The following is a 12627-nucleotide window of genomic DNA, read 5'->3' as shown; positions in this document are numbered from 1 at the left end:
TTAGACCAACAACGGCATCCGCGAACATAATGATCATTTATTTTTTTCTATAAGGAGATCGTGATGAACGCGGTTAATGCTTCATTTACAGATTATAAAGTTGCCGATATTTCACTTGCTGACTACGGCCGTAAAGAAATCAAACTTGCAGAAGCTGAAATGCCAGCCCTTATGGGTCTGCGTAAGCGTTATGCTGCTGCTAAACCACTTGCTGGTGCTAAAATCTTGGGTTGTATCCACATGACAATCCAAACTGCGGTTTTAATTGAAACTTTAGTTGAATTAGGCGCAGAAGTTCGTTGGACATCGTGCAACATTTTCTCGACTCAAGACCATGCTGCTGCTGCTATTGCTGCTGCGGGTATTCCTGTATTTGCTTGGAAAGGCGAAACTGAAGAAGAATACGTATGGTGCTTAGAGCAACAAATTAATGTAAATGGCACACCATGGGATGCCAACATGATTTTGGACGATGGCGGTGACTTAACTGCACTTGTTCACGAGAAATATCCTGAATTATTAGAGCGCATTCACGGCATTACTGAAGAAACCACTACGGGCGTACAACGTCTAATTGAAATGTGGAAAGATGGTTCTTTAAAAGTGCCTGCAATTAACGTCAACGACTCTGTGACTAAATCTAAAAACGACAATAAATACGGTTGCCGTCACTCTCTCAACGATGCCATTAAACGCGGTACAGACATGCTATTGTCTGGTCGTCGTGCATTAGTGATTGGTTATGGTGACGTAGGTAAAGGTTCTGCGCAATCTTTACGTCAAGAAGGCATGATTGTACGTGTTTCTGAAATTGACCCAATTTGTGCAATGCAAGCATGTATGGATGGCTACGAAGTTGTATCTCCATATAACAATGGCGTGCAAACAGGCAACAAAGCCGATGTCAACCAAGAACTTCTTCAAAACACTGACTTGATTGTGACCACTACAGGTAACTATCACGTGTGTGATGCTGCCATGCTTGATACCTTAAAAGCAGGTGCGGTTGTATGTAACATTGGTCACTTCGACACTGAAATCGACACCAACTACCTACGTGGCTATAAGTGGGTTGAAGTGAAGCCTCAAGTACACCAAGTGTACCGTTCAGAAAACGAAAACGATTATTTAATCTTACTTTCTGAAGGTCGTTTAGTGAACTTGGGTAATGCGACAGGTCACCCATCACGTATTATGGATGGTTCATTTGCAAACCAAGTGTTGGCTCAAATGCACTTATTTGCAGAAAAATTTGCAGACCTACCTGCAGAGCAAAAACAAGCAGCTATTCGTGTTGAAATCTTACCTAAAAAACTAGATGAAGAAGTTGCTGCAGCAATGGTTGCTGGTTTCGGTGGTGTATTAACTCAATTGACCCAAGTTCAAGCGGACTATTTAGGGGTTGCAGTTGAAGGTCCATTTAAAGCGGACGCTTATAAATACTAAGTTTTCAATTCCTCTCCCTAACCCTCTCCTGAGCGTACTTCAAGCACTGCTTTGAAGTTCAACGCAAGAGAGGGAATTATTCATTGTTTAATGAATGTATTCGAGGGTAAGTCCTCTCCTGAGCAAGTTTAAAGCACTGCTTTTAAACCCAGCGCAAGAGAGAGGATTTAGGAGAGGTGAAAGAATATAAATAAGTATTTATAAAAAGGATTTAACTATGTCGAAACAAGTTCCTATTTCATTCGAATTTTTCCCATCTAAAACCGATGTAGGTGCAGAAAAACTCAAAGTTGTACATCAAGAATTACAACTTCTAAAACCTGAATTTTTCTCAATCACTTATGGTGCTGGCGGTTCAACGCGTGAGCGCACGTTATCGGCCATTAGTGATTTAAATGGTAAAGGCACACCTGTCGCACCGCATTTATCTTGTATTGGTGATGACAAAGCACGCATTGCCGAATTGCTTGATATCTATAAAGCTCAAGGTATTGATCGTATTGTGGCTTTACGTGGTGATTTACCTTCAGGTCAGGTCGGTTTAGGCGAATTGCCATATGCGTCGGACTTGGTACGCTTTATTCGTGAACATTCAGGCGATCACTTTCACATTGAAGTTGCGGCTTATCCTGAAATGCATCCTCAAGCAGATAACTTTGATCACGACATTCAAAACTTTGTGACCAAAGTCAATGCAGGTGCAAATGCTGCCATTACCCAGCTCTTTTTCAATCCAGATGCTTACTTCTATTTTATAGAACGTATTCAAAAGCAAGGGGTGAATATTCCTGTTGCACCAGGCATTATGCCTATTACCAATGCCAGCAATTTAATTCGCTTTGCTGACAGCACAGGTGCAGACATTCCACGCTGGATTCGTAAACAGTTGGCAACTTATGGCGATGATACTGCGTCAATTAAAGCCTTTGGCCATGAAGTGATTATCAAGCTATGTGAACGCCTAATTGCAGGTGGTGCACCAAGTTTGCATTTTTATACCATGAACAATACTGAACCAACACGTCAGCTAGTGACTGATCTTGGTTTGGCTTAATCCTTTACCTTTTATTCACCTGAACGAGTAAGACCTATGCCCCGTTTTTATATTGAGGCTGATTTAGCAGTAGATACGCAAGTTGATCTGACTGAAACAGTATTTCATCACTGGGTTAAAGTCTTGCGTGCTCAAGTGGGTGATTGCGCCACCTTGTTTAATGGACAAGGTGGTGAATATCAGGTTGAGCTTACCGAAATTGCAAAAAAAACAGCCTGTGTCCAAGTTCAAGGCTTCAATCCAGACAATCGCACACCTCGCTTTAGCACTGTATTAGGTCAAGTCATGAGCAAGGGTGACCGTATGGATTACGCAATTCAAAAAGCAGTGGAGCTTGGGGTGACTGAAATTCAGTTACTGACTTCAGAGCGTTGTGAAATGCGTTTGAAATATGATCGAGATCAAAAAAAACTGGATCACTGGCAAGGTATTGCCATTGCAGCTTGTGAGCAATGCGGTATGAATCTTGTGCCTAAAATTTTAGCGCCCTTAAGTCTATCTGACTGGTTGAATGGTGATTTACCACACACCAAGCTGGTTCTTGCGCCGAATAAAGAACAAGTGAATGTATTGGATAACGCAAGCCAAGATTTTGCTTTGTTGATTGGCCCTGAAGGTGGATTAAGTGATGCTGAAATTGCTGCTGCAAACGCTGTTGGCTTTCAGAACTGGTGTATTGGCGCACGTGTTTTACGCACTGAAACCGCGCCAGTAGTAGCATTATCGATTCTAAATTATACGATGGATAAATAATTTATCTGTTTTTGCAGATTTACCCTGTAAACACGTTGCTTTTTACGATTTACATGATTAATCTCAAGCCATATATTAAAAATATCTGTCTAAAATTCAATCACAAAACACCGAGAATTTTAGCAGCAACAAGTTATTTAAAAATAGAAGTCATTTGATCATTTGTTAGACTTTGGGGATATATGTCAGACGTTCAGGATGAGTTGTTACAGCAATATTTATATGCTGCGCAAATAACCAATACGATTCGACTGCTGCGCTTTTTTTTAGTCAGCATCGCAATTGTCTGTCTGTATGTGTTTTTTATTTACCAATATTCTTTTGCTCATTCATCTATTTATTTTAATGTGTGGTTTATTCTGACCGAATTAACCATAGGTTCGTGTCTACTTTTAACCGCAGTCCATTTTAAAGCAGGACAATATCAGCTAGAGCATGCGCATAGCTGGTTAAAATTGGTATGTTTTCTGACAGGCACGGCCATCGCATTTGGCGTCAGCTTACTGTACTACTATTTGCCGCAGCACAATCTTGAACTCAGCAGCTACGAAGCCATTATTTTAGCGGCATTGCTGATTATTGTCAGTCAGACCTTTGCCCTGACCTTCTTAACGCAACGTCTCAGTTATTTTTGTTGGGTGTTTATACCTGCGATTTTACCTTATATCGCTGCGCAATTTTTAATTCGCACAGAAAACTCGGCCTTCTTTTTCGTGGCCACTAACTTTGCTCTCATTACCTTGCTCATTTGCGCCAATACTTCTATGCACATGCATCGGCGTTTATCGAGTGTTTATTTTAAAAACAACCAATTCAAAAAAACGGCCGAACAACAAGTGGAATGGACAGATCAGCTCTGCCAACAATTACAAGCTGAAATAAACAAGTCCAAAGACATTGAGCAGCAACTCCAATTCAACAATCAAATGCTAGAACAAAAAGTAAGAGAACGTACCTTTGACTTAGAACAAACGCACCAAGATTTAATCAATCAACAACATAGTTTAATTTTGGCACATGAAGCCGCAGGTCTAAAAGCATGGGACTGGAATATACGGCAACGCAGTATTGTCTTTGGTAGTGGCGCACAGCAAACTCCTTTAGAGAATACTAAACAGCATCGGAATAAATTACAGCAACTGATTCACCCTGATGATATTCCGCACTTTCACCAAACCATGAAACAACATTTACGGGGTCTAACTGAACGCTATCAAGCCACATATCGCGTACAACATAGTTCAGGTCAATGGTATTGGGTGCATGATATTGGGCGGGTGATTGAGCGTGATCCTGTCACCAATAAACCTTTACGCATGGTGGGGATTCGCCGTGACATTCACCAAGAACGGATTGGGCAAGAACGCTTAAAACTCACTGCCAGCGTACTTGAACAGGCAGCCGAAGGTATTTTTATTTTAGATGAAAACCTACGCTATATTGAAGCCAATCCATTCTATGCACAAATGAGCGGATTTAAACGCGACCATATTTTAGGCAAATATCTGTTTGATTTGGTCGAGTCCCACAAAGCACATCAACGCATTACGCAAGAAGAAATTCTTCAACAATTGCTCAGCACAGGTAAATATGATGCTGAAATGAATACAAGATTCCGCTCTGGTAAAGAACTCGCAGTTCGTGTGCATATCAATGCCGTCACCGATGAGCAAAACCGCATTATTAATTATATTGGGATTGTGTCTGATTTAACCGAACATAAACTACAAGAACAACGTCTATCCTATTTAGAAAATTACGACCCACTGACCGACTTGCCTAATCGCTTTTACTATAATTATCAACTACATCAATATCTTATTTCGCAGCAAGATTCATTGCAGCAATTGGCGGTCATTCGACTCAATATTGACCGTTTCAGACCTTTAAATGAATATTTAAGCAATAATGGTGGCGATGAATTACTCCGTCAAGTGGCGCAGCGTTTACGCATCACCAATGCCGAAGCGCTGTTTGTCGCGCACTTAAATGGCGATGATTTTGCAATTGTGTATGAAATTTCTCATATTCGCCCTTCTATACAGCAGCACTGTGAACGCATCACCAAAGCCTTTAATTTGCCGTTTAATGTGCAGGGACAAGAACATATTATTACCCTGTCGATGGGGGTTTCCCTCTATCCTGAACATGGACGCCAGCTGGATTATCTGAATAATTGTGCAGAACAAGCCTTGTCTGAAGCCAAGCGTTTGGGTGGTAATACCGTTAAATATTACGCTTTAGACAACACCAAACTGCTAGAACAAGATGTGCATTTAGAGCGTGACTTACGCCAAGCCATTAAAAATGATGAGTTAATTGTATATTATCAACCTAAAATTGATTTCCATAATTATCAGGTAGTTGGGTTTGAAGCATTGGTGCGCTGGAAACATCCAACCAAAGGCATTATTCCACCGAACCTATTTATTCCTATTGCGGAACAAACCAGTTTAATTTCCGATATTGGTCGGGTTGTAATTCAACAAACTGCCAAGCAAATTCGTGAATGGAATCTGTTAGGTTTTGATCATATCCAAGTATCGGTTAATGTAGTTGCACAACAACTGCAACGTGGTCAATTGCTGCAAGATTTAGATGATGCGATTAATACCTATCAAATTTCAGGTGCAAGCTTAGAATTAGAAATTACCGAATCCTCTTTAGTGGAAAACTCCACAACCGTGAAGTCTTTATTAGATGAAATTAAACAACGTGATATTCATATCGCCTTAGATGATTTTGGTACAGGCTATTCTTCACTTTCTTACTTAACAGACTTCCCAATTGACAGTTTAAAAATAGACCGTAGCTTTGTTTCTAAAATTGGGAATACCAAACAAGAAGCCATTGTTAGTGCCATGATTGCTATGGGCAAAGCCATGGGCATGAGTGTGGTGGCTGAAGGGATTGAAACTGAACAGCAGTTACAGTATTTGCAGAATTTGAAATGTGACATTGCGCAAGGCTATTTATTTTCCAAGCCTTTACCTGAACAGGAAGCAACGCTGTTTCTACAAGCACGTCAGGACTCACGCGCTTATAGCTCCTTAATCTGAAACTAGACCCGAAAGCTCTAAGTTTGCTCTAAAAATAAACAGCAACGACTGTGCTAATAGGGCAAGTAATGGTATATTCGATAGGATTCATAAAAATCCACCAGCACCGCTGGCTAACTTGTCACATACGAGATTCAGATGGACGATCAATCATTAAAACAGCAGGCACTTTACTATCACGAATTTCCAACACCAGGAAAAATCAGCGTTACACCAAGTAAGCAGCTGGTCAATCAACGTGACTTAGCGCTCGCTTACTCCCCAGGTGTCGCAGCACCATGTTTAGAGATTGAACGTGATCCTTCAAAAGCAGCACTTTACACCGCACGTGGTAACTTGGTTGCTGTAGTCAGTAACGGTACAGCTGTACTCGGTTTAGGGAATATTGGTCCTTTAGCCTCTAAACCTGTAATGGAAGGTAAAGGCGTACTCTTCAAAAAGTTTGCTGGTGTCGATGTCTTTGATATTGAAATTGCTGAAAATGATCCAGACAAAATTGTCGATATTGTTGCCGCGTTAGAACCGACTTTTGGCGGGATTAACCTTGAAGATATCAAGGCGCCAGAATGTTTCTACATCGAGAAAAAACTACGTGAACGCATGAACATTCCTGTGTTCCACGATGACCAACACGGTACTTCAATTATTGTAGGTTCTGCCCTACTCAATGCCTTGTTACTCAATGGCAAAAAAATTGATGAAATTAAAATCGTCGCTTCAGGCGCAGGTGCAGCAGCACTATCTTGCTTGGACTTGTTATGTGCCTTGGGTGCAAAAAAAGAAAATATCATTGTTGCTGACTCTCGCGGCCTAATCACCACTAAGCGTGAAGGTTTAGATGAGTCGAAAAAACGCTATATGCAAGATATTGAAGGAACACAAATTGCCGATGTCATTGGCGGTGCTGATATGTTCCTTGGCCTTTCTGCAGCAGGAATCTTGACCAAAGCCATGGTTAAAGAAATGGCTGAAAATCCAATCATCTTTGCTTTGGCCAACCCAGACCCAGAAATTTTGCCTGAACATGCGCATGAAGTACGTCCAGATGTCATCATGGCGACAGGTCGTTCTGACTATCCAAACCAAGTGAATAATGCACTGTGCTTCCCGTATATTTTCCGTGGCGCGTTAGATGTGGGTGCAACCACCATCAACGAAGAAATGAAAATTGCGTGTGTACATGCCATTGCGCGTATGGCGCACATCGAAGCGGATGCCGCTACCTATGGTGAAAAATCTGCATCTTTCGGTCGTGACTATTTAATTCCACGTCCGCTTGATCAGCGTTTGATTCTTGAAATTGCACCTGCTGTTGCTCAGGCAGCAATGGACTCTGGCGTTGCAAGCCGTCCAATTCAAGACTTCTCAGCGTATCGTCAACGTCTATCTGAGTTTGTTTACAACTCAGCATTTATGATGAAGCCAATTTTTGCACAGGCTAAAACTGATCCAAAACGTATTGCTTATGCCGAAGGTGAAGATTTACGTGTATTGCGTGCAGTACAAATTGCAGTAGATGAAGGCTTGGCAAAACCAATTTTGGTGGGTCGTACTGCGGTCATTGAAGCGAATATCAAAAAATTAGGTTTGCGTCTTGAACACGGTGTCAATATTGAAATCGTTGATCAGGAAAACAACCCAAATTACGAAAAATTCGCAGAAGATTATTACACCACTATGCAGCGTAAAGGGGTTACACCTGAGTATGCACAACGTGAAGCACGTCGTCGCTCTACCCTTATTGCGTCAATGTTGGTGAAACATGGTTTAGCAGATGGTATGTTGTGTGGTACTTACTCAAGCTATGACATTCACCTTGATTTCGTGAAAAATGTAATTGGTTTAAAAGAAGGCCGTACCAACTTCTTTACCCTAAATGCATTAATGCTTGAAGACCGCAACCTGTTTATTGCAGACACCTATGTCAACACCAACCCAACTGCTGAGCAGCTTGCTGAAATGACTATTTTGGCTGCTGAAGAAGTACGTCGTTTTGGTATGACACCACGTGTTGCTTTATTGTCACACTCTAGCTTTGGCTCTGACCAACAAGACCCAAGCGCACAAAAAATGCGTAAAGTGTTTGAAATTTTGAGCGAAATTGCACCTGAGCTTGAAGTTGAAGGTGAAATGCACGGTGATGCAGCATTAGACGAAAATATCCGTCAATTTGCTTTCCCGAACTCACGCTTCAAAGGTTCTGCAAACTTGTTGATTATGCCTAACTTAGATTCTGCAAATATTTCATTTAACTTGTTGAAATCTACTTCTGGTAACAATGTCACAATTGGCCCAATCTTATTGGGTGCAGCGAAACCTGTACACATCTTGACGCCAACTGCTACGACACGTCGTGTAGTGAATATGACTGCGTTAACCGTTGCTGAAATTCAACAAACGGAACGTGACAGCCTATAATTTATAGATACTCCATGCAATTCTGAGCCATTGACTCAGAATTATGGACTTGAGAAAACCTCTATTCTGTAGCATGATTGCTTGAAGAATAGAGGTTTTTTCATGCAAGTTTATTTAGTAGGCGGTGCAGTTCGAGATCACTTGCTCGGTCACCCCTATCACGAAAAAGATTATGTTGTAGTTGGTGCGACACCCGACCAACTCCTGACTCAAGGCTTTCAGCCTGTGGGCAAAGACTTCCCTGTTTTTCTACACCCAGACACCAAAGACGAATATGCACTTGCCCGAACTGAACGCAAGTCGGGTCATGGTTATCATGGTTTTGAGTTTTATACAGACCCGAGTGTGACTTTAGAAGAAGATTTAATTCGTCGTGACCTGACCATCAATGCTATGGCGATGGATGATGAAGGCACTGTTTACGACCCGTACGGTGGGCAGCAAGACTTATGCAATAAAGTCCTGCGTCATGTGTCTGATGCCTTTGCAGAAGACCCTTTGCGTGTATTACGCATTGCACGATTCGCTGCACGTTATCACGGCTTGGGTTTTCAGGTTGCCCCTGAAACCTTGTTGCTAATGCAGCAACTTGCAGAATCAGGCGAACTACAGGCGCTGACACCGGAGCGTGTCTGGAAAGAAACTTCGCGTGCTTTGATGGAAGAACGTGCTGATGTTTATTTTGAAACTTTACGTGCCTGTGGTGCTTTAAAAGTTTTATTCCCTGAGTTGGATGCACTGTTTGGTATTCCACAACGTCCTGAGTATCACCCTGAAATTGACAGTGGTTTGCATACCATGATGTCGCTGCAGCAAGCTTGTCGTGCCAATTATTCACTGGATGTACGTTTTGCAGTGCTTCTACATGATTTAGGCAAAGCCCTGACCCCTGCAGATGAATTGCCACGTCACATCATGCATGAAGAACGTGGTTTAAAACCTGTTACAGAAGTGTGTGAGCGACTTAAAGTACCAACAAACACCAAACAACTGGCGCTTGCGGTATGTAAGGAACATTTAAAATGCCATCAGGCGCTGACTTTAAAGCCTGGCACTTTATGGCGTTTATTACAGCGTTTAGATGTATTACGTCGCCCTGAGCGAGTCGAAGCCTTTGTACAAGCCTGTGAATGTGACTCACGAGGTCGCTTGGGTTTGGAAGATCGTGACTACCCGCAAGCACAATATGTGTTAGAGGCTGTACAAGTTGTGCGCAGTATCAAAGCGCAGGACTTACCTGCGGATATTCAAGGTCCAGATATTGGTGAAATGCTGATTGAACGACGTATTAAAGCCATTGAGCAATTAAAGGCACGTCATTTAGCAGTCACTGCTTAAACCATTGCTTCATCTCTTTACCTAGACCAGTTTTAAATAAAAAGCCGCTAGCAATACAACTAGCGGCTTTTATATTCAGGCTGAGCCCTGAGGTTTTATCTACTCAATCAAATTCAATATCAAGCTCTGACGAAACCTAATGATGCCCCAGCATCATGCTTTAAGCCAATTGAGCAGGAAAACTAATCACCTGTTCTAAACGCATCTGTTTTGTTGCGACCATTAGTAAACGATCTATCCCCAAGGCTATACCTGAACAAGCAGGCATATTGGGCAAAGCTGCCAACAAATATTCATCAATTGGCATCACATGCAAACCGAGTTGTGCGCGATCAGCATTATCGGCCTCGAAACGTGATCGTAATACCGCTGCATCAATCAGCTCATCATAGGCGTTTGCAAGTTCTAAACCTTCGATATATAACTCAAAGCGAGCAGCGACCAATTCACCATCTGCATCGTTTTTTGTTTTAGCCAATGAAGCCAACTCAGGTGGAAAATCGATTAAAAAAACAGGTGCATCAAACCCTAAACTCGGTTCAACAAAATGAGAGAATAACAGATCGATATATCCTAGACGGTCATCCCCCAAGTCCAAATTCAACCCAAGTCGATGACAACAATCTTTCAGTTGTTGCAGACTCGCCTGCAGTGGGTTTAAATCTAAACGGTCCATAAATGCATGTTTATAACTCAGCAGCGTAGGTCGCACTTCGCCAAAACGCTGTTCTAAAGTCAGATTTAGCAAATCTGTGACCTCAAACATTAAATCCTTCAGACTAAACTCAGGGCGATACCATTCCAACATGGTAAATTCGCTATTGTGTTTTCGACCGTGCTCATCATCACGAAACACTTTACAAATTTGATAAATCGGCCCACTGCCACTTGCCAATAAACGCTTCATGGCAAATTCAGGAGAAGTTTGCAAATAATGCGTATGTAGTTTGCCCTGCACATGACGAAGTGCCTGTACAGAAGCCAAATGGACGTCGGTCACCCCTGCTTGTGATAACACGGGTGTTTCAACTTCAAGCACCTCACGCTCAGCAAAAAACTGACGAATTTGTGCATAAAGTTTGGCACGCGCACGCATGCTGTTTAAATCACAGGTGGGTTGATACTGAATTATCGAACTCATGCCTGCGGGCCCCCATGTGCTGCCCATTCACGACGCAAAGGATAGGTTTTTCTTAAATGATCAAAAGCCTGCTGCTCGACTTTGCCATCTTTTAGGCAAGCACGTAAATTGGCATCATCTCGTGCAATATTATAAATTTGAGTTAAATGTGCTTGTAAACTGCTTTTCAGGTCTTGCTTTTGAAAATAGGTTTCACAAGCAGGCAACTGACTTTCAAAGGTTTTATTTGCTTCCAAATCGAAAGTTTGGCAGAACGCCTGATAGATCATTTGAGTGCCTCGCGCTTTACCTTCCAAGCTATAACCCGCAATATGTGGCGTTGCCAAAGCCAGTAAAGCTAGCAGTTCTGCGGAAATTTCTGGTTCGTGTTCAAACACATCTAGTACCACTAGACGCTGGGTACGCTGAATATCATGTATTAACGCAGCTTCTTCAACCACTGGCCCGCGTGCAGAATTAATTAAAATAGCTTGAGGCTTCATACATGCCAATCGTGCTGCATTAATTAAGTGATAAGTTGGATGCTCTCCCGTATCAGTTAAAGGCACATGAATAGAGACAGCGTCTGCCTGTTTTAATAATTCGTCCAAGCTGAATTGTTGAACCTGTGGCAGTTGCACAAAAGGATCATGTGCAATTACATTCCAACCTAACAATTGTGCCATTTTGACCAATCTGGAACCGACATTACCTAACCCAATCACACCAAGCGTAAAGTTTTGATTGGCATGTAGTAATTCAGGCTTGAGATGAAGCAATGCGGTAATCACATACTCACTCACCGCTTGCGCATTACAACCTGCGGCATTTGACCATGCAATACCGTGTTGCTCTATCGCAGGAATATCCAGATGGTCAGTACCAATGGTGGCGCTGCCAATAAATTTAAGCGGAGTATTTTGAATGAGTACTGCATTCACTTGGGTAACGGAACGGACTAATAATGCATCGGCATTTTGAACATCTTCATGCGTCAGGCGGCGCCCTGCTTTATGCTGTATTTCTGCCAAATCTGCAAAGAAATAATCGGTATATGCCAGATTTTCATCTGCAATGATTTTCATATTGCCATCCCATGTGTATTTGCCTGCTTATGATAGCTTGTGTTGTTCGGGATGACTATTCGAGCTGAGATAATCTGAATATGTTTTGTCTATGCTACTTACATTGCATAACCCAAAAACAATAAAGCCCTGACATTGTCAGGGCTTTATTGCTGATATTTGGCGGAAGCGGTGAGATTCGAACTCACGGAGGACTCACACCCTCGTCGGTTTTCAAGACCGGTGCATTAAACCGCTCTGCCACGCTTCCATGTGCGCAATCATACGAAGCTTTTGATTTGATGACAAGTAAAAAATAGCACCCAGTCATTCAAATGAATATTGTTTCACCAAATTATCTGTATGTTTCATCAA

General features: G+C 42.0%; 8 protein-coding genes and 1 tRNA gene. 6 read left to right on the top strand and 3 right to left on the bottom strand.

Annotated elements, in window-relative coordinates:
* The first annotated feature begins 63 nt into the window (after positions 1–63).
* The 6 genes from ahcY (at position 64) to HHA43_RS08580 (ending at position 10068) form a co-directional block, all read left to right on the top strand.
* Positions 64–1446 carry an adenosylhomocysteinase gene (gene ahcY, locus HHA43_RS08605; protein WP_168418059.1) on the top strand — a complete coding sequence of 461 codons (1383 nt, stop codon included), beginning with the start codon at positions 64–66 and terminating at the stop codon, positions 1444–1446.
* A gap of 217 nt (positions 1447–1663) precedes the next feature.
* Positions 1664–2500, top strand: coding sequence for a methylenetetrahydrofolate reductase [NAD(P)H] (gene metF / locus HHA43_RS08600; protein WP_136144190.1), 837 nt, complete (start codon positions 1664–1666; stop codon positions 2498–2500).
* Between the two features lie 36 nt (positions 2501–2536).
* Positions 2537–3253: a 16S rRNA (uracil(1498)-N(3))-methyltransferase gene (locus HHA43_RS08595; protein ID WP_168418057.1), complete on the top strand. Its 717-nt coding sequence runs from the start codon at positions 2537–2539 to the stop codon at positions 3251–3253.
* 182 nt (positions 3254–3435) lie between these two features.
* Positions 3436–6312, top strand: coding sequence for a putative bifunctional diguanylate cyclase/phosphodiesterase (locus HHA43_RS08590; protein ID WP_168461192.1), 2877 nt, complete (start codon positions 3436–3438; stop codon positions 6310–6312).
* Between the two features lie 138 nt (positions 6313–6450).
* Complete coding sequence (locus tag HHA43_RS08585) at positions 6451–8730, top strand: NADP-dependent malic enzyme (RefSeq protein WP_168461193.1); 2280 nt, start codon at positions 6451–6453, stop codon at positions 8728–8730.
* A gap of 102 nt (positions 8731–8832) precedes the next feature.
* Positions 8833–10068, top strand: a complete 1236-nt coding sequence (locus tag HHA43_RS08580) for a multifunctional CCA addition/repair protein (RefSeq protein WP_168461195.1) — start codon at positions 8833–8835, stop codon at positions 10066–10068.
* A gap of 160 nt (positions 10069–10228) precedes the next feature.
* Here the strand turns inward: HHA43_RS08580 and epmA are convergent, their stop codons facing one another.
* From epmA to HHA43_RS08565, 3 genes are all read right to left on the bottom strand, one after another.
* A complete protein-coding gene (epmA, locus tag HHA43_RS08575; protein ID WP_168461196.1) occupies positions 10229–11209 on the bottom strand; it encodes an EF-P lysine aminoacylase EpmA in 981 nt (326 codons plus the stop codon).
* Complete coding sequence (locus HHA43_RS08570; protein WP_168418052.1) at positions 11206–12273, bottom strand: 4-phosphoerythronate dehydrogenase; 1068 nt, start codon at positions 12271–12273, stop codon at positions 11206–11208. Before HHA43_RS08570 ends, epmA begins: the two co-directional genes overlap by 4 nt.
* 160 nt (positions 12274–12433) lie before the next feature.
* Positions 12434–12523 (bottom strand) — tRNA-Ser (locus tag HHA43_RS08565).
* Positions 12524–12627 lie beyond the last annotated feature (104 nt).

The sequence above is a fragment of the Acinetobacter sp. A2 genome, from assembly GCF_012371325.1.
Classification (GTDB): Bacteria; Pseudomonadota; Gammaproteobacteria; order Pseudomonadales; family Moraxellaceae; genus Acinetobacter.
This window is presented reverse-complemented; position numbering and strand designations above follow the sequence as displayed.